This window comes from Halobellus sp. LT62 (assembly GCF_037031285.1).
GTDB lineage: Archaea > Halobacteriota > Halobacteria > Halobacteriales > Haloferacaceae > Haloquadratum > Haloquadratum salinisoli.
The window spans coordinates 140,856-161,499 of sequence record NZ_JAYEZO010000001.1; the positions used below are offsets into that span (position 1 = coordinate 140,856).

Genomic DNA, 20,644 nt, shown 5'->3' on the forward strand with positions numbered 1-20,644 from the left:
CAGTCCCACCCACGTCGGTTTCTCGGTTCGCAATCGCCCGCCGAACGGGCCGTCGTTTCCGTGCGGGACGCGCGGTATCCGTCGCCCCGCGTCTCACTCCTCGGGCCAGCGCTCCGCGACGTCCTGATAGATCCGTCGACACCGCTCCAGCACGTCGATCGAGACGCTCTCGTGCGCCGTGTGGGCCTCGCCCGGTTCCGAGGCCCCGACGACGACGCAGGTGGTCCCGGCCGCCGAGAGCCACCCGGCGTCGGTCGCGTGCGGCTTCGTCACGTGCTCGGGCGTCGCCGACTGCGCCGCGTCGGCGGCGGCGAGGACGGCGTCGGCGAACCCCTCCTCCCGGCACGCCATCGGCGGGAGGTCCTGATCGACCGTCCACTCGACGCCGTCGACCTCCTCGACCCGCTCCAGCGGCGCGCGCTCGCCGGGGACCGTGCGCTCGTCGACCGTCGCGGTGCAGCGCTCGGGGATGACGTTCCACGCCGACCCGCCCTCGATCTCGGTGACGACGACGCTTCCTCGGACCTCCTCGCCGAGCACGGTCGCTTCCGGCGCGTCGAGGTCGCGGACGACGTCGACGGCGTCGCAGGCGCGGTAGACCGCGTTCTCACCCGCCTCGGGCTCGCTCGCGTGGGCGGCCGTCCCGCGCGCGGTGATCGTCGAGCCCCGTCGGCCCCGATGGGCGATCGCGACGTCCGTCTGGTCGTCGCCCGCGTAGTTCGTCGATCCCTCGCCGACGACCGCGTAGTCCGGCGCGAAGCCGTCGTCGATCGCGGCGCGCGCGCCCACACCACCCTGCTCCTCGCCGACGAACGACGCGAAGACGAGTTCGCCCGCGGGGTCGGCGTCGCGGAAGGCCAGCATCGCCGCCGCGAGCGATCCCTTCATATCGGCCGTGCCGCGGCCGTACAGCCGCCCGTCGCGCTTCTCGACGACGTACTCGGTGCCCGTCGCTTCGGAACCGTCGCCCCGCGACCCGTCGGCGTCGGCCACCTGCGACCCGTCGGGCGCGACGACGTCGTGGTGACCGACCAGCGCCAGCGACGCCGCGCCGTCGCCGCGGCCCGTAGCGGCGGTATCGTCGCGGTCGGTACCGACGCTCACGTCGCGACGGGCGATGACGTTCCCGTGGTCGTCTCGCGTCACCCTCGCGTCGGTCTCCTCGCGCAGCCACGCCTCGACGGCGTCGCCTGCGGCGGTCTCGTCCTCGTAGCTCGGGATCGAGACCAGCCGTCGGGTCAGCGTCTCGACCTCGGTCGCGTTCGCGCTCACACCCGGACTGTGTCCGGCATCGGTTGAAAAGCCTCGGGACCGCAGACCACCAGCCCACCTGCCGCACACCGACGAACCGGCGACGCCCGCTCCCACCCGAGAAGCAAAGTGTCGGCAGGGAGACCGAACGAGCCAATGAGGGCCTACGAAGTCCGAGAGACCGATCCCGACTACGAGGGCGTCGTCCGAGCGGAGCGCGACCGCCCCACCCCCGCGGCCGACGAGGCGTGCGTCCGGATTCGGGCGTGTTCGCTGAACTACCGCGACCTCGCTATCGCGAGCTCCGAGCTGGTGTATCCCGGCGTCGACCTCCCGGTGGTTCCCCTGTCGGACGGGGCCGGCGAGATCGTCGAAGTCGGCGACGACGTCACTGCCGTCGGGGAAGGCGACCGCGTCGCGACGCCGTTCGCGCCCGACTGGCTCGACGGGGAGAGCACGCCGGCGAAGGTCGCGCGCTCGACCGGCGGTAACCTCGACGGCGCGCTGACGGAGTACGCCGCGTTCCCCGCCGAGAGCCTCACGACGCTCCCCGAGCACCTCTCCTACGAACAGGGCGCGACGCTCCCCTGCGCCGGACTGACCGCGTGGCGCGCGCTCGCCGAGGACGGCGATCTCGGCGCGGGCGAGTCGGTGCTCGCGCTCGGGACCGGCGGCGTCTCGACGTTCGCGCTCCAGTTCGCGAAGCTGCACGGCTCGACGGCGGTCGTCACCTCCTCCAGCGACGAGAAACTCGATCGGGCGCGCGAACTCGGGGCCGACGAGACGATCAACTACGAGGAGACGCCCGAGTGGGGCTCCGTCGTCGGCGAGGAGTTGGGCGGCGTCGACCACGTCGTCGAGGTCGGCGGCCCGAACACGCTCGAACAGTCGCTGCAGGCGGCCGCCCACGGCGGCCACGTGCACCTCATCGGCGTCCTCGCCGGCTCTGCGGGCGAGGTCAACCCCTCGCTCATTCTGGGAAAGGCGCTCGACGTCGAGGGCGTCATCGGCGTCGGGAGCGCGGCGATGGCCGACCGGATGACGAAGGCGATCGAAGCGACCGGGATGGAACCCGTCGTCGACCGCGTCTTCGACTTCGACGAGGCGCGCGAGGCGTACCGGTACGCGGAGGCGGGCCGCCACCGAGGCAACGTCGTTGTCAGCGTCGACTGAGACAGCCTTCTCTCAGCATCGACTGAGAGAAACGGAGGTCTTCGGCGTCGACTGCGACGGTTCAGGCCTCGACCGCCAGCTCTTCGAAGAACGCGAGGTCGTGAATCCGGCTGTCGTTCGTCAGCTCGGGGTGGAACGCGGTGCCGACGACCGGGCCGTCGCGGACGGCGACCGGGCGACCGTCCCATTCGGCGAGGACTTCGACGCCCTCGTCGACCTCGTCGATAGCGGGCGCGCGGATGAACACCGCGGGGAACGGCTCGTCGAGGCCGACGACCTCGAGCGGGGCCTCGAAACTGTCGACCTGCCGCCCGAACGCGTTGCGGTCGACGCTCACGTCCAACAGATCGAGGGTGTCGACGCGGTCGTCCTTGGCGTCCCGCGAGGCGACGATCAGTCCCGCGCACGTTGCGAGAGCCGGCTTCCCGGCGGCGACGTGCTCGCGGATCTCCTCGTCGATGCCCTCGCGGGCCAGCAGTCGCGAGATGGCGGTCGACTCGCCGCCGGGGAGCAACAGGACGTCGCACTCGGGGACGCTCCCGGACTGTCTGATCTCGACGACGTCGACGTCCTCGCCGTGTGCTTCGGCCGCTCGTCGGATCGCCGTCGCGTGCTCTGTGACGTCGCCTTGGACGGCGACGACGCCCGCTCGTAACATATCAGTGGGTCGGTGACGAGTCGACAAAAAGCGTCCGTTGTTCGCGGGCGCGGATCGCGGGCCGTCGCGGTGCGTCCGATTCTGCGGACCGTTCGCCCTATTCAGATCGCGACGGCGTTGAGGACGAGCACGCCCACGCCGAAGAGGAGGCCGAACGCGAAGACGGTCTTCGGATCGATGCGAATGGCGTTTCGGTCCTCAGCGTCGAAATAGCGGACGAGTCCCGCACTCGACATCAACCCGCCGCTGTTCTGACCACTGCTCATACCCGTGACTCGTCGCTGACTCGCCTAAACGTTTCGGATCGGTTGCTTCGATGTAGACGGACGAATCGAAACACCGGTATAGATTAATACTGAGTGAGTATATTTTTAATAATTCTAGGCAAACAACCCCCAAAATATAGCAGCCAGTTTAATATAATCAGGTGAACTAGCGTTCGGTAATGACTCCGTCCGAACGGGATTCACGCGGGTCTTCAGGTGATTCCCGCGCGTCCGAGCACGGCGACGTCGCGCAGTTTTCCGTGCCCGATATGGACTGTCCGTCCTGCGCGGGGAAAGTCGAGCGCAGCGTCCGGAAACTCGACGGTATCGACGACGTCGACCCCCGAGTGACGACCGGCACGCTGACCGTCTCCTACGAGAGCGACAGCGCGACCGCTGACGATATCGCCGACCGCGTCGAGAAGGCCGGATACAGCGTCGAAAACGCCGGTGAAACCACTGCGAAGTTCACGGTCCCCGAGATGGACTGCCCGTCCTGTGCCGGCAAGGTCGAGAGCGCGCTCGACGGGCTCGGCGGCGTCTCGACGGTTGACCCGCGACCGACGACCGGCACGGTCGCCGTCACGTACGATCCGAACGCCGTCTCCGAGGCCGAGATCGTCGACGCGATCGAGCGCGCGGGCTACGCGGTGACGGACAGCACCGCCGGGAGCGACGGGGGCGACCACGTCGACAGCGACGACGCGGGAGACGCCCGCGACTCCATCTGGACGAGTCCGCGGGCGATCAAGACGTGGATCAGCGGCGGGTTCGCCGCGCTCGGTCTCCTCTTCGAGTTCCTCCTGACCGGCCAGAACGGCCAGATCGCGAGTGTGCTCGGAAGCGATCTTCTCGTCGCCGACGTCCTGTTCCTGCTCGCGGTCGCCTCCGGTGGGCAGGAGATCCTCAGAAACGGCTACTACTCCGCGCGGAACCGGAACCTCGACATCGACTTCCTGATGTCGACGGCGATCGTCGGCGCGCTCCTCGCGAGTCTGGCCTTCGGGGAAGCCCTCTACTTCGAGGCCGCCACGCTCGCGTTCCTCTTCAGCGTCGCCGAACTCCTCGAGCGATACTCGATGGACCGCGCGCGCAACTCGCTTCGGGAGCTGATGGATCTCTCGCCGAACGAGGCGACCGTCAAACGGGACGGACGCGAGGGGACGGTCCCGGTCGAGGAGGTGGCGATCGGCGACGTTGTCGTCGTCCGCCCGGGCGAGAAGATCCCGATGGACGGGGAAGTCGTCGACGGCGCGAGTGCGGTGAATCAGGCCCCGATCACCGGCGAGAGCGTCCCCGTCGACAAGGTCGACGGCGACGAGGTGTACGCGGGCACTATCAACGAAGAGGGGTACCTCGAGGTGCGGGTCACCTCGGCGGCGGGCGACGACACGCTCTCGCGTATCGTCGAGATGGTCGAGGACGCGCAGGCGAACAAGACCGAGCGCGAGCAGTTCGTCGAGCGGTTCTCCGAATACTACACTCCGGTCGTCGTCGCCTTCGCCGTGCTCGTCACCCTCGGCAGTCCGTTTGTCCTCGGGACGACGTGGCCCACGGCGATCGTCTACGGGCTGACGCTGCTCGTGCTCGCCTGTCCCTGCGCGTTCGTCATCTCGACTCCGGTATCCGTCGTCTCGGGCATCACGAGCGCCGCGAAGAACGGCGTGCTCATCAAGGGCGGCAACCACTTGGAGGCGATGGGCGCGGTCGACGTCGTCGCCTTCGACAAGACCGGGACGCTGACGAAGGGCGAACTCACCGTCACCGACGTCATCCCGCTGCACGGAAACAGCGAGGCCGACGTGCTCCGGTGCGCTCGCGGGTTGGAAGCGCGCAGCGAACACCCCATCGGTGAGGCCATCGTCGCGGAGGCCGAGGAGGCGGGCGTCGACCCCCGCGAGATCGACGACTTCGAGAGCATCACCGGCAAGGGGGTCCGCGCGGACCTCGGCGGGACGACCCACTACGCCGGCAAGCCGGGGCTGTTCGAGGAACTCGGCTTCGACCTCTCGCACGTCCACGCGACGACCGACGGCGGCGTCGTCACCCGAACCGCGCAGACGCTGTGCGAGCGCCACAACTGTCTGGACCTCCTCGAAAACACGGTTCCCGATCTCCAGTCGCAGGGCAAGACCGTCATCCTCGTCGGCACGGAGGACGAACTCGAAGGCGTCATCGGCGTCGCCGACGCGGTCCGCCCAGAGGCGGCGGAGACGATACGCCGCCTGAAGGAACTCGGCGTGGCGCGGACGGTGATGCTCACGGGCGACAACGAGCGGACCGCCCGCGCCATCGCCGAGCGGGTCGGCGTCGACGACTACCGCGCCGAGTTGCTTCCCGACGAGAAGGTCGCCGTGATCGACGACCTCGTCGAGGAGTACGAGGACGGGGCCCACGAGGAGCGGTCGTGGGGTCGCCGGACGGGCTCCGGCGGCGTCGCGATGGTCGGCGACGGTATCAACGACGCGCCGGCGCTCGCGACGGCCACCGTCGGCGTCGCGATGGGCGCGGCGGGGACGGATACGGCCCTCGAAACGGCCGACATCGCGCTGATGGGCGACGATCTGTCGAAGCTCCCGTACCTCTACGAACTCGCGGGCGACGCGAACGGCGTGATCCGACAGAACATCTGGGCGAGCCTCGGGGTCAAGGCCGGCCTCGCGCTCGCCGTCCCGTTCGGCTACGTCCCCATCTGGCTGGCCGTGCTCGCCGGCGACGCGGGGATGACCGTCGGCGTGACCGCGAACGCGATGCGGCTCTCGCAGGTCGCGCCCGCGGATCTCGGCTCCGGTTCCGATGCCGCTTCAGGGTCGGAGGCGGGTCGCTAATCCCCGCGGTGGAAACGCTTATGCGACGCCCCGCGCTACGTCGCTACGCACACGATGACCGTTCGAGTACTCGATTTCTACGCCGATTGGTGCGGCCCGTGCAAGAAGCAGGACCCGATTCTGGAGGAGCTCGAAGCCGAATACGGCGACATCGAGTTCGAGAAGATCGACGTCGACGAGGAACAGGACGTCGCGAATCAGTATCAGGTCCGTTCGCTCCCGACGATCGTGATCGAGCGCGACGGAGAGATCGTCGACCGATTCGTCGGGTTCACCCAGCGCGAGGACATCGAGTCGGCGCTCGAAGGCGCTGCACAGCCGGCCGGCGCGTAGTCGGTTTTCTCTTGCGTGGGGTCGGCCCACGCGATCGCGGCTCCCGTCGACGACGCGTTCGTCCGGAGTCGACCGTCTCGCAAGCGTTATACTTCCGCGTCCGGAAGCCACCCGTATGGCTAAGAACGAAGCTGCGGTCGACCGGATTCTGGACAAGCAGATCTGTATGCGCTGCAACGCCCGTAACCCGAAGCGCGCGGCCGCCTGTCGCAAGTGCGGCTACAAGAAGCTTCGACCCAAGTCGAAGGAACGCCGCGCGGCATAGGCTGAGAACCGCTCTCCTCACTCGTCGGGGTATTTCGGCTCGCGGCGCTCGGCCCGTTCGAGCGCCCGCTCGATCACGTCTCGTACGGATTCTCTCTCTCCCTCGGGATCGGCACGATACACGTCGCCGTGTCCGGCGTACAACGCTTCTACCGTGTCCGAGAGCCGATCGAGCAGCGTCTCTAGGCTCTCGATGAGTCGTTCGCGGGACTGGCCGGGCAGGTCGGTGCGGCCGAAGCTCCCGTCGTCGAACGCGCCGTCGTTGTAGACGACGACATCGCCGCTGAAGACGCGTTTCTCGCCGACGAACGCGACGTGATCGTCGGCGTGGCCGGGCGTGTAGACGATCTCGTAGGCCTCTCCGCAGAGGTCGACCTCTTGGCCGTCTTCGAGACTAGCGGTCCGACGCGGGTGATCGTCGTAGGCGTAGAGGTCGGCGTCGAAGCGATCGAGCACCGCGTCGAGTTCGCCCACGTGATCACGATGTTGGTGAGTGAGATAGACCGCGGAAAGGTCGTCGACGCGCTCGGCGATCACGTCCTCGACGCCCTGCATCGTCCCCGCGTCGACGAGAACCGGATCTGGTCCGTCGAGCAGGTACGCGTTGCAGGTGAACTCCGTCGTGCCCTCGGTAACGGTGTGGATCTCCATATTCGGATGTTCTCCGCCCGGTGACGAAAAAGTCTCGGCTATTCACGCATCGGTCGTCCGCTGAATTGTGCTTTCTCGACTTACTGGGTGAAATCTGGATGGTGTCGGAGGCGCTCCGGAAGTTCTCCTCGGGCTGAACTGTCGGCTGCGATCGCTTCTCGACGTTCCTGCCACTGTTCGTGGCGAACCATAATCCACACCGGAATCGCGTCTAGGTCTAACAGCTTCGCAATCGCCAATCTGTTCCGTCCGTCGAAAAAGAGGAGGTCTCCATCCCGACCGATACAGACTGCGATCTCATCGAAGACGGAGCACGAAATCGCCCTCGGTTGTTCGCTCTCAGCGTATCCGTCGGGTTTCAGACGTGCTAGTTGGTCACGCGTGAGGTACCCGTGGACTCGAATCGATTCGTAGAGTTCGTCGACCCGCTCACAACGTTTCTCGAACGCCGCTTTGCTCGTGCAACCCCACATAACGACGCCCTCTTCGATGAATTCGACAACGCGATCGAAGAAGTCCGTTTCGGACCAAGCGACTCCGTGGTCGAAATGCGCCTCAAACGCCCGATAAATCTCTGTTTCCTCGAAGCGCATCACACACCGGTCCCAATCTCCGCCGTGAACTGTGCCCGCGTACTTGAACTTCGAGTCGGGAAACTCCGTGGCTTCGTAGGTCTGAGAGGGATACCCGTTCTGTTCGACGAGGAACTCGATCCGGTCGGGATCGACGCTCACGACCTCGAACGGTGATACGTCGGTATAGCGGGCGTACCGCAGGGAGTCTTTGAAACAGACGAGACTCGCATAGGTGCGGCGATACGCCTGCCATCCTTTGAGAACAGGGGTGCGGAGCGACGGATACTGATCAACGACATTCCGTCCAACTGAACGGATGAACGCTTCGGTCTGTGATATGTAGTGTTTCATTTTACGATTGGATCGCGTGGCGGGTTGCGAGGACAGTGCGTGTCGACCGGAGCTGGTGGGAACTATCCCTATCGATGCAACGCCTTCGATGGGTTTGAACAGCGTCCTCAGTTACAATTGCTGAAACTGCGATCGTTTGGGGTCGTTTCACCGACTGCCCGTTCGGTCTGGATACTCCGTCTTACCGAACCGAGAGCAGAGAACGTGCCGTATAACAATGGTGTTGATGTCGGTACAGGCGCGTATGACGGGCCCCGACTGGGAGACTGGAAATCTCCTCGACGTTCTCGGAGATCCACTCTGTCGGCAGACCCTTGTGATCGCCTACGACTCGCAGATCTCGGCGACGACACTGGCCAATCGGTTGGACGTGTCTCCGCCGACCGTGTACCGACGTGTCAACAGCCTCGTCGAACACGAACTGATTCACGAGCATCGCCGAATCGACGCCGACGGTAACCACTACCGACTGTTCGAAGCTTCACTGGATCACCTTGAAGTCACCCTGACGAAGGATGGGTACGAAGTCAGTATCCGTCATCGGAAAGACCTCGCTGATCGGTTCGACGAGTTCTGGACCGCGTTCGCATCCTCGGGGCCTCGGAGTCGCACCGAACGATCGACGGAGCCTGATTCGGGGACCGACCCCTCGTCATCATAATGAACATGTCTTGGACAAATCTCTTCGTCCTCGCAAACATCCTCCAGTTTGCGTTCGGGGTTTCGATCACGGGTATCAGCTACTGGGCGTATCGTTCGAACGGCAGGAAGGCCTCATTTCGAAATTCGACCGTGGGATTTCTGCTCATCACGGTCGGTGGAGTTCTCGCACCCATCTACGAACTCGGGATCAAATCCGACTACACGATCACTGCTGTAGAACTGCTCAAACTACAGATCATCGAAGGAACGGTGATCGGAATCGGACTCGCGTTTCTTCTCATTTCCGTATACAGTCACAGCGCTGGGACCGATCACTATCGATCTGTTCAACTCGACGTCTCTGACGGTGGACGAGAGTACGAGCGCTGACAGTCGGCTGTTGCATCAGACGGCGAGCTTTTATATCCTATCGAGCGGCCAGCCTCCCCGTGATCTGACCACAGTCCGGCGTCGGGCAGCGGTTGTTCGGCACGTCGACGCGGGGACGCTGACGACGCTACGCGGAAGTCGTCGCAAGCGGGTGCCGACTGTTCGCCCCACTCATTGCCTCGAGCGACTGCGATGGATCTGCCCTCTCCGACACGTGAGGGATCTATCCCCTGCTGTGTCCGATATATCCGGCAAATCCTGCGTGTGTTTTTTGTCGGTCTATCCCCTAACACACGTTGTATGGGATTTGGGAGCTACGACGAGTCCGAACAGGAGAACCAGGACTACGACACCGATCTCGACGACGGCGACGGGGTCGCAACCTCCCAAGCGGAGCATCGGGGGGACGTCGAATTCGAGATTGGGGCCTCGAACGACGAACTCCTCGATCGGCTCAAAGACATCAAAGACGAGGAGGAGTGACGACCGCGGCGACGTCCGGAGGCGTGATCCACCGGTGAAGCCCGGGACGCGGGCGCTCGGAATCGCCGAATCGACCGACGAGCGGAGCGGCCGCTGTGTTCTCTGCGGTGCCGTCGTCCGCGCCGACCGCGTCGTCGACGGCGTCGCCTTCGCGACGGCGACCGTCGGCGGCCTCGACGCCACCGACGCCGTCCGAACGCTGTTCGATCGCTTGGGACGGGAAGACGTGCAGTACCTCCTGATCTCCGGCGTCGCCCCCGCGTGGTTCAACCTCCTCGACCTCGATCGGATCGCCGAAGCGACGGAGCGGCCGGTCCTTTCGGTCTCCTTCGAGGAGAGTCCGGGACTCGAGCCTGCGCTCCGTGAGCAGTTCGACGGCGACGCGCTCGATGCCCGACTCGCGGTCTACGAACGGCTGCCGCCGCGTCGGCGACTCCGCGTGAACGACGAGACGGTGTTCGTCCGGAGCCTCGGCGTCGGGGACGCGTCCGAGGAGACCGCCCGCGTTGTTCGCGCCTACACGCCCGCTGGTGGCCGTCCCGAGCCACTCCGCGTCGCGCGCCTCGCTGCGCGCGCCGCTCGGCAGTGGCGTTCAGGGGGACTCGATAGCGACGTCTCCGCCTCGAACGACGCGGACCGTCACGGGTAAGTCGCTTCCGCGCACCCATCCGGTATGACTGACGAGGAGACCGACGCGATCGCGAACGACGCCGGCGGCGCGATGGAGGGTCTCGACGTCCGTTCCTGCCAGCGCTGTCCCGAACTCGTGGAGTCGCGCTCGCGGATCGTCAACGGCGTCGGTCCCGCCGAGGCCGACCTCGTCTTCCTCGGCGAGGCACCCGGCGCGAACGAGGACGAGCAGGGCGAGCCGTTCGTGGGTCGATCGGGGAGCATCCTCGACGACGCGCTCCGGGATGCGGGACTCGCCCGTGCCGACGTCCGGATCACGAACTGCGTCCGCTGCCGGCCGCCGGAAAACCGCGATCCGACGCGTGAGGAACTCGCGAACTGCAAGGGCTATCTCGAACGCGAGTTCGCACTCGTCGATCCGGAACTCGTCGTGACGCTCGGAAAGGTCCCCTCCGAGCACCTGCTGGACCGTTCGGTCGCCGTCACGAAGGAGGCCGGCGACGTCGTCGACGTCCGCCTCGGCGAGCGTTCCTACCGTGCCGTGGTCTCGGTTCACCCCGCGGCGACGCTGTACGACGGCAGCCAGCGGGAGACGTTCTTCGAGACCATCGCGCACGCCGCCGACCTCGCGGGTGTCGGCGAGAGCGACGGCGGACAGGCGAACCTCGGGGATTTCTGAGAGACAGGCAGCTTCGGCCGTCGTCGGATCGTCACACGAGCGCTCGATTCTCCGTGCTGTGCTCCTTTGGGAGTGTCGGAAACGATTTTACCCGCCACCGCGAAGCGACAGCTATGAGCGTTCAGACGGTAGCGGATGTCGTCCTCGTGGACTACGGCCTCGGCAATCTCCGCAGCGCCCAGCGGGGACTCGAACGCGCCGGCGCGTCGGTCTCGGTGACCGACAACCCGGCCGACTTCGAGGCGGCGGACGGGATCGTCCTCCCCGGTGTCGGCGCGTTCAGCGAGGGAATGGAGAACGCCGGACCGTTCCGCGAACCGCTTTCGGCGGCCGCAGAGCGGGGCCAGCCGATCTTCGGGATCTGCCTCGGAATGCAGATGCTGCTCACGACGAGCGAGGAGGCCGACCACGCCGGACAGGGACAGGTCGAGGGACTCGACTTCGTCCCCGGGACGAACCTCAGGTTCGCTCAGGGGCAGAAAGTTCCCCATATGGGTTGGAACGAACTGAACGTCGAGCGCGATCACCCGATCGTCGAGGGAGTTGATGGGGAGTACGCCTACTTCGTCCACTCGTACTACGCCGACCCCGACGACCCCGACGCGGTGGTCGCGACCACCGACTACGAGGTGACGTTCCCGGCGGTGATCGCCAACGAAGCGGGCAACGTCTTCGGGACACAGTTCCACCCCGAGAAGTCCGGTGAAACCGGTCTGCGGATCCTCCGGAATTTTGTCGAGTACTGCGCTGACCGGTAACGTCGCGCTGAGCGCCCGCGCCGCTGACGACCGTTTTCCGTCGACGCCTCCACCCGGTTTCTCACTGTCGACATCCCCGACGGGCTTTTAGGATCCCGTAGAGTAGACCGGCCTATGCAGGTAGTCACGTTGGGTCCCGAAGGAACGTACTCCCACCGCGCCGCCCGCGCCGTCGACGAGGACGTCGTGTTCCGCGAGTCGGTCTCGGGAATCGTCGACGCGGTCGACAGCGGGGCGTACGAGCGCGGCGTCGTCCCCATCGAAAACAGCATCGAGGGGAGCGTCACGGAGACGCTTGACGCCATCGCGAACGCCGACATCGCCGTCATCCAAGAGATCGTCACGCCGATCCGACACGCGCTCCTCGCGCAGTCGGCGAACTTCGATACGGTCGCCTCCCACTCCCAAGCGCTCGCACAGTGTCGCTCCTACCTCGAACGCGAGTATCCCGACGCCGAGTTAGAGCCCGTCACGAGCACCGCACGCGGCGTCGAGTACGCCCGTGAGGACCCGACGGTCGCCGGAATCGGTCATCCGGACAACGCCGGCGACGACCTCACGGTCATCGCCGAAGACATCCAAGACCGCTCCTCGAACGCGACGCGCTTTCTGGTCATCGCACCCGCCGAGGAGCGCGCCGACGGCGGCGGCAAGTCGACGATCGTCGTCTACCCGAACGCGAACTACCCCGGACTCCTGCTCGAACTGCTCGAAGCGTTCGCCGAGCGCGACATCAACCTCTCGCGGATCGAATCGCGGCCGAGCGGTAACCGCCTCGGCGATTACCTCTTCCACATCGACTTCGATGCGGGCTTCTACGAAGACCGCGCCCAAGAGGCGCTCGAAGACATCGAGGAGATCGCCGAGAACGGCTGGGTGAAGCGGCTCGGATCCTACGACAAACGGCACGTGCTCTACTGAACGCTATCCGCTGTTTGAATTGAACGCTACGCGCTGTCTCGATTGCTGATATTCTCACTCTGAACGACGTATCCGTGCGATCTGCAATCACAGCTCCTATCTGCTTTATTATCTCACGGGACGTATCTTTCCGTCGGTGAATTCAATGATGAGACGTACCCCCAGTTTCGACGACTTCGAGTTTGACGACCTCTTCGGTCGGATGTCCCGACAGTTCGAGGAGATGAGCCGACAGTTCGAGGGCGGCCGATTCGGCCGCGAGACGGCGATCGACCTCCGCGAAGATTCGGAATCGTTCGTGGCGGTCGTCGACCTCCCGGGCTTCGAGAAGCGCGATATCGACCTCTCGGTGACGGACGATATGCTGACGATCGAGGCCTCCCGGTCTGAATCCGCCGACGAGGAGAGCGAACACTACGTCCACCGCGAGCGCCGGTCCGACTCGGTCCACCGCTCGATCCGCCTCCCGGCGGCCGTCCGCGCCGACGACGCGTCGGCGACGTACAACAACGGCGTTCTCTCCGTGACGCTGCCGAAGCTACACGTCGAGGACGAGGCGTCCCACCACATCGACGTCGAGTGACCGAGGTCTTCCGTTGTACTCGGTTTCTGTCTGTCTGCTAATTCGATCTCTGGCTCTTTGTTAATTCGCGCTCTACACTCTCTCTTCTGCACTTCACTTCCACTCCCGCTCTCTGGCACTTCACTTACGTTCGCGAGCGACGTACAGCGTCTCGCCTTCTGGGAGCGATTCCGTCGAACAGGGCACGGCGGGCGAGTCGTAGCCGAGCGTGGTAAACAGGAAGTCGGCGTCGACGGCGGTCGCGACCGCCAGCGCCGGGCGGTGGAGCTCCGGCGGGAGGTTCAGTCCGTACACGAGCTCCGCGTGGTAGTGTGCCCCGGGGTCTTCACGCGCCGCGGCGTCGACGACGTCGTCGCGGACGAACGATACTGCGGGCGGGACGTCGAACTCGGTCACGTCGACGGCGGTGACCGACACACCCCGTTCGGCGAGGCCGACCGCGACCTCCGGGCGGCGGCCGATCCCGATTTCGACCGCCGCTCCGTACGTCGAAAACCGGGAGACTACGGCGGTATCACGCGGCGTATTCACGGCGGGGTATTTATTAATCCGCCGCGCTTAAGCCCTTCTATGCTCGTCGACATCGTGCCGATCGGGGACCTCTCCGCGCGAGTCAAGCGCGAGGCGTCGGCCGCGCTCAGAGGGGTCTACGACTGCGACGTCACGGTCCAAGAGGAACAGTCGATCCCCGACGGCGCGTTCGACCGCAGCCGGAATCAGTACCGTGCCGAGCAGTTCATCGAACTCGCTAGTCGGGTCGGCACGGGGGAGAAAAACATCGGAATTACCTCCCAAGACCTCTACTACCGGCGGCGGAACTACGTATTCGGCCTCGCCTACCTGAACGGCAACGGCTCCGTGATTTCGACGCATCGACTCCAGACCTCCTCGGACGGCGGCATTACGACGAAGCCCCAATCGGAGGTGTTCGCCGACCGCGTGCGCAAGGAGGTCGTCCACGAAATCGGCCACACCCTCGGTCTCGAACACTGCGACAACAGCAAGTGCGTGATGTCTTTCTCTCCGACGGTCCGCGAAGTCGACGTCAAAGAGGAGAACCTCTGCGGGACGTGTAGCCAACTGTTGTACTGAGTCACTGACTACTCACTCGAACTGGTATTATTCACTAACTATCTCTGATTAAACTATCTATAGCTTGCCGAAACCTATTATCACGGTACTATTGCGTACTCTACGATGCTTCCCGATTTCAAATTCGTTTAATATATTCTAAAACACTATTATGTTTATTTTAGATTTTTATATTGCTACGATGGTAGCGTGCGTGTTCGTTTTGCGGTCTGCGCCCACTGATTGACCGGTTGACACCTCGTGGGAACCGGAGTGTGGCACGTTTATTATCGAACGAGAACAGGGACCCGTATGGACCAAACCGATGTCGTCAGTGCGCTTTCCGTTCGGGAGGAGACGATCCTCGAGGCGTGCGGCGACCCGCCGCTCCCCGAGATGGGCGTGATCGAGCAGGTGTGGGAGACGGACTCGATTTCCGACGACGACGTTCGAAAGCGGGCGGCCGAAGCCGCCGCGGCGCTGCCGCTCGATTCAGTGCCGAAGGGCGGCGAAATAGCGCTCGGCGTCGGCAGCCGAGGTATTGCGAACCTCCCGACGATCGTCGCCGGCGTCGTCGACGCCGTCTCCGAGGCCGGCTACGAGCCGTTCGTCTTCCCCGCGATGGGAAGTCACGGCGGCGCGACCGGCGAGGGCCAACGCGAGATGCTCGAAGAACTCGGCGTGACCGAGGAGGCGATCGGCTGTGAGATCCGCTCCAGTATGGAGGTCGTCGAGGTCGGCCGGACGCCCGAGCGCGACGTCCCCGTCGTCGCCGACGCCAACGCGGCCGCGGCCGACGGGATCGTCCCGATCAACCGAATCAAGCCGCACACCGATTTCGACGGCGTCGTCGAGAGCGGCCTCTCGAAGATGCTCGTCATCGGGATGGGCAAGCAGCGTGGCGCGAAGATCGCCCACGACTGGGCGGTCGATTGGTCGCTTCGGGAGATGATCCCCGAGATAACGGAACAACTGCTCGCGGAGCTCCCGGTCGTCGGCGGCGTCGCCATCGTCGAGGACCAGCACGACGACACGTCGATCCTCGAGGGCGTCCCGCCGAGCGGCTTTCTGGATCGCGAGGCCGAACTGCTCGAAACGGCCTACGAGATAATGCCCAAGATCCCCTTCGAGGAGGTCGACGTCGTCGTCTTCGACCGACAGGGCAAGGACATCAGCGGGCAGGGAATGGACACGAACGTCATCGGACGGCGACCGTTCGCGATCAACGAACCGGAGCCCGAGCGCCCGCGGATCAAGCGGATCTACGTGCGCGGGCTCACCGAGACGACCCACGGCAACGCGATGGGCGTCGGCTCCGCGGACGTGATCCACGAGGACATCGTCGCCGAACTCGACGCGCCGACGACGCTGATCAACGCGCTCACTGCGAGCACGATCCGCGGCGTCCGCCTCCCGCCGGTCGTCGAGACCGACCGGGCCGGGCTGGTCGCCGCGCTCTCGACGATCGGCGTGGTCGACACCGACACCGTCCGCGTCCTGCGCGCCTCCGACACGATGCGCCTCCATCGGCTCGTCGCGTCGAAAGCCCTCGTCGAGGAGGCCCGCTCCCGCGACGATTTGCGGGTCGTCACAGAGCCCTCGCCGATCGAGTTCGAAGACGGCGCGTTCGTCGACGCGTCGGCGTACGGCGACGCGCACGATAGTCGGAACACGGCGCACGAATAGGCGGACGTCGGGTTGCGCCATCGAGCGGCAGCGACGAGTCGCGAGCGGAGGTGGGTCGCAGCCGTCGGCGACTTCTCGAATTCCTTTTCGCCGCCGGATTACACCGTCTCGCCGATGACGGCGTTTCGAAGAGTGCCGACGCCCTCGTAGGTGATCTCGATCTCGTCGCCCGGTTCGATCGTTCCCGGATTAGCCGGGCTGCCGAAGGCGATCACGTCGCCCGGACGGAACGTGAACCGCCGTGAGAGGTACGAAACCACCTCGTAGGGATCGAACAGCATCAACTCGGTGTTGGCGTCTTGACGCACCTCGCCGTTGATCTCGGTTCGGATGTCGAGGTCGTAGGGCGTGACGTCCGTCTCGATCCACGGGCCGAGCGGTCCGGAGGTGTCGAAGGCCTTCCGCGCGGTTCGGCCCTGCTGGTCGAGCGCGTCGACGTCGTTCAGGACCGTGTATCCGCGGATGACATCCGGGACATCCTCGGGAGCGACGTCGCGACACCGCTCGTCGACGACGGCCGCGAGTTCTCCGGCGTACGTCAGCTCCTCGGTCCACGAGGGGTACCGAATCGGCTGTTCGGGGCCGACGAGCGAGGATTGGGGCTTGATGAAGAAATCCGGTTCCTCGGGGCGGTCGTAGTCCATCTGATCGAGCGTTTCCGCGTAGTTGCGGCCGACGCAGTACAGCGCCGAGGGCGTACACGGGTACGTGAGCGCTCCGTCGCGACCGACGGTGTACGTTCCGTCGTCGGCGACGACGGTGCCGTCCTCGTACCGCCCACTGACGGGGCCTTCTGGAGTCTGGATTCGCGCGATTCGCATACGCGGAGTGCGCGTCCGATTTGTAAAACGGCAGCGAAACCCGACCCGACGTGAGCCGAACGCCCGAGTGCGTACAACCCCCTCGATCGTGGCGCTAGCTCCCTATCGCGAGTGACGCTACCTATTCAGATATTTACTTAGACGGGTATATGATAGGAAACTTGAGAAGATATCGGAATCGGCTACTTACTCTGACACATTATTCGTCGATAAACCGCCGCTATATGCCGATTCAACCGAATTCTTTCGTCGCGACCCGCGGGAGCTTTTCATCGGTAATTCGATATTCTATCAAACGTTTAAATTTCGACAACTCCTGATTTATAGATACTATTCGTCGAGGTCGCTCGGAGTCAGGTCGGAATCGGCGTGCCGGACGACAGCGACCACTTTCTCGCCGTACCCCTCGTCTCCAACTAGTCACCGCCGAGTGCGCTACGCCGGGGTAAGCGTTGAGCCGCTCTTCGACTGGGGCAAGATACACGCTCTTTCCCCCGACGCCGCCGGCGAATGCTTCGCTGTGCGGGTCGTTCTCCGCGGCGATGCTCAGAAGTTCCCGAACGACGGTAGTTCGGTACTCGAAGACCTGTACGTAAAGCGAGAGTAGGCTCAGACGTCCACGTAGTGTTGGAACATCCGGTCGTCTTCGACCTCGATGTCGAAGAGGCGAACGGCGTTGCCGCCGAGGATTAAGTTCAGTTCCTCCTGCGGGAGATCTCGCTCCATCGCGAACTTCTCCAACTGGCGCAGGCTCGGCCCCCAGTAGTCGGACTGATGCGCCGGGAGCCCGCGGTCTGAGATCTGCTCCCAGTAGTACGGCGGGTCCTCGTTCGGCTGGCTGTGCTCGACCATAGACGCGCCCCAGTCGGTGCCCCAGAGCAGTTGGTCGATGCCGATGTTGGGGTCGTTCAGCGGCTTCTTCATCAGGTCGGCCCAGTAGAGACCGATTTCGAGGTAGACGTCGTCGAAGGAGGCCGCGACTTGGCAGCACTTGTCCACGTACTCTTCTCGCCAGCCGGCCTGCATTCCGCCGTGATCGAAGATGATCGGCACTTCGGGGTACTCGGCTTTCATCTGGCTCGCGAGCGTCGGGTCGCTCCAGTCGGGGAACAGATTGAACAGTCCGTGCGCGCCGCCGTATCCCGACACGTAGCCGGTGTGCCAGCGAACGGGGACGCCGTGGTCGGCGGCGACGTCAAAGACGTGGCGCATGTCCTTCTTCCGCTGCTTCCACTCGACCGGTTCCGTTCGGGTGGGATCGCCGCGGATGCCCTCGCCGGTCATGCGGAAGCCGTCCTGGGAGAGCCAGTAATCAAGTTCCTCGGCGGCGGCCTCCCAAGACCACTCTTCCTCACCGCGCAGCGCCTTCTTCTTCGTCTGGACGGGCGCGGCGGCCGCGATGAACTTGTCGGGGTTCTCGTCGATGATGTCCTTGTTGATCTCGTTGGTCATCCCGAAACTCGGAAGCAACACGCACATGTCGACGCCGTAGGTGTCCATGTCCCGCAGCACCCGATCGGAGTTGTCGTACACGATGACGTCGTCGTCGCCGTTGGACTCCTCGGCCGGGACGGCCATCTTCATTTTGTCCGGAAGCGTCTCGTACTGGGACTCGTCACCGTGGTCTTGGATTCGCACCGCGTGACGCTGCCCGTGGCAGTGGGTCTCGACGATAAATCGCCCTAACTTCATACGGTTGTTGTCTCGATAGAAATACAATAAACGTTTGGGTAAAACCGGGGACGACGCGGAAACGGAGACGTCGACGATTGACGGACAGTCGATTGCGGACAGTCGATTACCGACGAGCGACTGCGGACGGCTTTCGGGGCTGGAAACCGCTCCGTTCGGTTTCCGGTCAGACCGCTCGGTTTCTGGTCAGGCCGCTCAGTTTCCAGTCAGTTCGGTCCGGAGACTCATCCGGTCGAGTTTGTCACTCGACGTTCGGGGCAGCCGTTCGTCTTCGAAGAAGTACTCTCGGGGTCGTTCGAATCGAGAGAGTTTCTCGCTCTCCAGACACCACTCGTCGAGGTCATCGTCGGTCAGGTCCGGATCCGAGCGGTTGACGACGGCGGTCACTTTCTCGCCGTACTCCTCGTCGTCGAGACCGACGACGGCGGATTCGACGATCCCGGGGTGGGCGTTGAGCCGCTCTTCGATGGGCGTCGGAAAGACCTTGAGCCCCTTCGAGATGATCATGTTGTCGTCCCGGCCTTCGATGTAGAGGTATCCGTCCTCGTCCTTGTACCCGAGGTCCCCGGAGTACCACCAGCCGTTCTCGAAGGCCTCTTCTGTCTTCTCGCTGTTCCCCCACGCCCAGACCGCCGAATCGCCGCTCTTGACGATGACCTCCCCGACCTCGCGGGGATCGCAGACGTCTTCGGGGCTGCCACCGCGCTCGACAACCCGTATCTGGATCCCGAGGAGCGGTTTCCCGACGCTCTCGATCCGCTCGCCCTCGATTTCCGTCACGTCGATGTTCGTCCCGCTCGTTTCGGTGGCCGCGTACGCCTGCGAGATCGACGGACAGATGCGTTCCCTGAGGTTTTCGAGCGTCGTCGCATCGAGCGTCTCGCCCGCGGATTCGATGTTTCTGAGGCTCCCGAGGTCGTACTCGTCGAGGCGGTCGAGCCGGAGGATCTCGCGCCACATCGTCGGGACGAGAATCGCGTTCGTGATCGACCGCTCTTGGATGCACTCGACGAACCGCTCGGGGTCCCACTCGGGGAGGAAGTACGAGGTGCCGTTCGACAGCAGCGTCGGCAGCGTCGTCGAGTACCACGCCGCGAACGAGGGCGAGAACACGTTCGGGACTCTGGTCCGGCGGGAGGTCTGTTTCTTGTGCGCGAGCTTCATCGCGCGGAGGATCAACCCTCGGTTCGTGTTACACCATCCCTTCGGCTCGCCGGTCGTTCCGGAGGTCCAGATCACCGCCGCGATATCGTCGGAGCCGACGCGGACGTCCGGCTCCTCCGCCGACGTCTCGGCCGTCAGCGACGCGATCGACTGCTCGTAGTCGGTCTGCGGCTCCCCCGTCGTCACGACGGCCTGCAGATCCGTCGAGAGCTGATCGTAGACGTGCTCCTCGACGAACGACGAGCGGTCTTCGTCGAGCACGAGGACGCGCGGACGGAGCGAATCGATACACGAGCGAGTCGTCTCGGGGGACTCTCGAACGTGGAGGTTCGAGACGACACAACCTGCCTTCAGCGCACCGTTCCACAGCGTCATATGCGAGACGCTCCCTTCACAGAGGAAGGCGATCCGATCGCCTTGGCCGACGTGCTTTCGAAACCCGTTTGCGGCCCGATTACTCTGTTCGTCGAACTCGGCCCACGTCACCTCTCGCCCGTCGACGCCCTCGCCGTAGGCGACCCGGTTCGGGTTATTTTCGACGGCGATACTCGACAGTTCTCGGACAGTGGGTAGTTCCGTGTTCGGTGATGGTTGCATTATCTTCGAATGTCTTCGGTTGTGAGGCGTTCACGCGGGGATTCACCGGAACTCATCCGGCAGCGTATCGGGGTTCGTGTCTTGTGGCCACGGCGCGTCGGATTTCGTGGCCGTCGTGGGCGTGGACGGTTCAAAGCGGGCCGTTCGCACGACCCCGCGAGACGGGGACCGCTCGTC

The 20,644-nt window shown here is 64.6% G+C and carries 23 protein-coding genes; 14 read left to right on the forward strand and 9 right to left on the reverse strand.

Annotated elements, in window-relative coordinates:
* Positions 1–93: 93 nt before the first annotated feature.
* Positions 94–1,272 carry a M20 family metallopeptidase gene (locus U5919_RS00640; RefSeq protein ID WP_336021602.1) on the reverse strand — a complete coding sequence of 393 codons (1,179 nt, stop codon included), beginning with the start codon at positions 1,270–1,272 and terminating at the stop codon, positions 94–96.
* Between the two features lie 135 nt (positions 1,273–1,407).
* On the opposite strand from U5919_RS00640, the gene U5919_RS00645 reads away from it, so the two are divergent.
* Complete coding sequence (locus U5919_RS00645; RefSeq protein ID WP_336021603.1) at positions 1,408–2,424, forward strand: zinc-dependent alcohol dehydrogenase family protein; 1,017 nt, start codon at positions 1,408–1,410, stop codon at positions 2,422–2,424.
* A 61-nt stretch (positions 2,425–2,485) separates the two neighbouring features.
* Here U5919_RS00645 and pdxT read toward each other — a convergent pair whose 3' ends face one another.
* Positions 2,486–3,082, reverse strand: a complete 597-nt coding sequence (gene pdxT, locus U5919_RS00650; protein ID WP_336021604.1) for a pyridoxal 5'-phosphate synthase glutaminase subunit PdxT — start codon at positions 3,080–3,082, stop codon at positions 2,486–2,488.
* A 101-nt stretch (positions 3,083–3,183) separates the two neighbouring features.
* Positions 3,184–3,348 carry a preprotein translocase subunit Sec61beta gene (locus tag U5919_RS00655; protein WP_049985347.1) on the reverse strand — a complete coding sequence of 55 codons (165 nt, stop codon included), beginning with the start codon at positions 3,346–3,348 and terminating at the stop codon, positions 3,184–3,186.
* 179 nt (positions 3,349–3,527) lie between these two features.
* Here U5919_RS00655 and U5919_RS00660 point away from each other — a divergent pair, with 179 nt between their 5' ends.
* From U5919_RS00660 to U5919_RS00670, 3 genes are all read left to right on the forward strand, one after another.
* Complete coding sequence (locus U5919_RS00660; protein WP_336021605.1) at positions 3,528–6,176, forward strand: heavy metal translocating P-type ATPase; 2,649 nt, start codon at positions 3,528–3,530, stop codon at positions 6,174–6,176.
* A 54-nt stretch (positions 6,177–6,230) separates the two neighbouring features.
* Complete coding sequence (trxA, locus tag U5919_RS00665; protein WP_336021606.1) at positions 6,231–6,509, forward strand: thioredoxin; 279 nt, start codon at positions 6,231–6,233, stop codon at positions 6,507–6,509.
* Positions 6,510–6,624: 115 nt separating this feature from the next.
* Positions 6,625–6,774: a 50S ribosomal protein L40e gene (locus U5919_RS00670; protein ID WP_336021607.1), complete on the forward strand. Its 150-nt coding sequence runs from the start codon at positions 6,625–6,627 to the stop codon at positions 6,772–6,774.
* A 17-nt stretch (positions 6,775–6,791) separates the two neighbouring features.
* Here U5919_RS00670 and U5919_RS00675 read toward each other — a convergent pair whose 3' ends face one another.
* Complete coding sequence (locus U5919_RS00675; protein WP_336021608.1) at positions 6,792–7,424, reverse strand: MBL fold metallo-hydrolase; 633 nt, start codon at positions 7,422–7,424, stop codon at positions 6,792–6,794.
* Positions 7,425–7,504: 80 nt separating this feature from the next.
* Positions 7,505–8,158 carry a hypothetical protein gene (locus U5919_RS00680; RefSeq protein ID WP_336021609.1) on the reverse strand — a complete coding sequence of 218 codons (654 nt, stop codon included), beginning with the start codon at positions 8,156–8,158 and terminating at the stop codon, positions 7,505–7,507.
* Positions 8,159–8,594: 436 nt separating this feature from the next.
* Here U5919_RS00680 and U5919_RS00685 point away from each other — a divergent pair, with 436 nt between their 5' ends.
* The 8 genes from U5919_RS00685 (at position 8,595) to hsp14 (ending at position 13,436) form a co-directional block, all read left to right on the forward strand.
* Complete coding sequence (locus U5919_RS00685; protein WP_336021610.1) at positions 8,595–9,011, forward strand: helix-turn-helix domain-containing protein; 417 nt, start codon at positions 8,595–8,597, stop codon at positions 9,009–9,011.
* Entirely contained in the window at positions 9,011–9,382 is a 372-nt protein-coding gene (locus U5919_RS00690; RefSeq protein ID WP_336021611.1) for a DUF7521 family protein, read from the forward strand. Before U5919_RS00685 ends, U5919_RS00690 begins: the two co-directional genes overlap by 1 nt.
* Before the next feature lie 300 nt (positions 9,383–9,682).
* Positions 9,683–9,865 carry a DUF5786 family protein gene (locus tag U5919_RS00695; RefSeq protein WP_049986321.1) on the forward strand — a complete coding sequence of 61 codons (183 nt, stop codon included), beginning with the start codon at positions 9,683–9,685 and terminating at the stop codon, positions 9,863–9,865.
* A gap of 34 nt (positions 9,866–9,899) precedes the next feature.
* Positions 9,900–10,514, forward strand: coding sequence for an endonuclease dU (locus U5919_RS00700; protein ID WP_336021612.1), 615 nt, complete (start codon positions 9,900–9,902; stop codon positions 10,512–10,514).
* 24 nt (positions 10,515–10,538) lie between these two features.
* A complete protein-coding gene (locus U5919_RS00705) occupies positions 10,539–11,174 on the forward strand; it encodes a uracil-DNA glycosylase (RefSeq protein WP_425604185.1) in 636 nt (211 codons plus the stop codon).
* A gap of 113 nt (positions 11,175–11,287) precedes the next feature.
* The gene (hisH, locus tag U5919_RS00710) at positions 11,288–11,932 is read left to right on the forward strand and encodes an imidazole glycerol phosphate synthase subunit HisH (RefSeq protein WP_336021613.1); all 645 of its coding nucleotides are present in this window, start codon (positions 11,288–11,290) and stop codon (positions 11,930–11,932) included.
* A 114-nt stretch (positions 11,933–12,046) separates the two neighbouring features.
* On the forward strand, positions 12,047–12,853 hold the full coding sequence (pheA, locus tag U5919_RS00715) for a prephenate dehydratase (protein WP_336021614.1): 807 nt from the start codon (positions 12,047–12,049) through the stop codon (positions 12,851–12,853).
* A gap of 145 nt (positions 12,854–12,998) precedes the next feature.
* Positions 12,999–13,436: an archaeal heat shock protein Hsp14 gene (hsp14, locus tag U5919_RS00720; protein WP_336021615.1), complete on the forward strand. Its 438-nt coding sequence runs from the start codon at positions 12,999–13,001 to the stop codon at positions 13,434–13,436.
* 120 nt (positions 13,437–13,556) lie between these two features.
* On the opposite strand, the gene U5919_RS00725 is transcribed toward hsp14, so the two are convergent.
* Positions 13,557–13,967: a UPF0146 family protein gene (locus U5919_RS00725; protein WP_336021616.1), complete on the reverse strand. Its 411-nt coding sequence runs from the start codon at positions 13,965–13,967 to the stop codon at positions 13,557–13,559.
* 39 nt (positions 13,968–14,006) lie between these two features.
* Between U5919_RS00725 and U5919_RS00730 the strand changes: the two genes are divergently transcribed.
* Together U5919_RS00730 and U5919_RS00735 are read left to right on the forward strand one after the other, a co-directional pair.
* Positions 14,007–14,528, forward strand: coding sequence for an archaemetzincin family Zn-dependent metalloprotease (locus U5919_RS00730; protein WP_336021617.1), 522 nt, complete (start codon positions 14,007–14,009; stop codon positions 14,526–14,528).
* 291 nt (positions 14,529–14,819) lie between these two features.
* The gene (locus U5919_RS00735) at positions 14,820–16,193 is read left to right on the forward strand and encodes a nickel pincer cofactor-dependent isomerase, group 22 (protein WP_336021618.1); all 1,374 of its coding nucleotides are present in this window, start codon (positions 14,820–14,822) and stop codon (positions 16,191–16,193) included.
* 98 nt (positions 16,194–16,291) lie between these two features.
* Here the strand turns inward: U5919_RS00735 and U5919_RS00740 are convergent, their stop codons facing one another.
* From U5919_RS00740 to U5919_RS00750, 3 genes are all read right to left on the reverse strand, one after another.
* Positions 16,292–17,014 (reverse strand): fumarylacetoacetate hydrolase family protein, encoded by a 723-nt coding sequence (locus tag U5919_RS00740; protein WP_336021619.1) that lies wholly within the window; start codon positions 17,012–17,014, stop codon positions 16,292–16,294.
* A gap of 609 nt (positions 17,015–17,623) precedes the next feature.
* On the reverse strand, positions 17,624–18,706 hold the full coding sequence (locus U5919_RS00745; RefSeq protein ID WP_336021620.1) for an amidohydrolase family protein: 1,083 nt from the start codon (positions 18,704–18,706) through the stop codon (positions 17,624–17,626).
* A gap of 195 nt (positions 18,707–18,901) precedes the next feature.
* Complete coding sequence (locus U5919_RS00750) at positions 18,902–20,467, reverse strand: class I adenylate-forming enzyme family protein (protein WP_336021621.1); 1,566 nt, start codon at positions 20,465–20,467, stop codon at positions 18,902–18,904.
* Between the last annotated feature and the right edge of the window lie 177 nt (positions 20,468–20,644).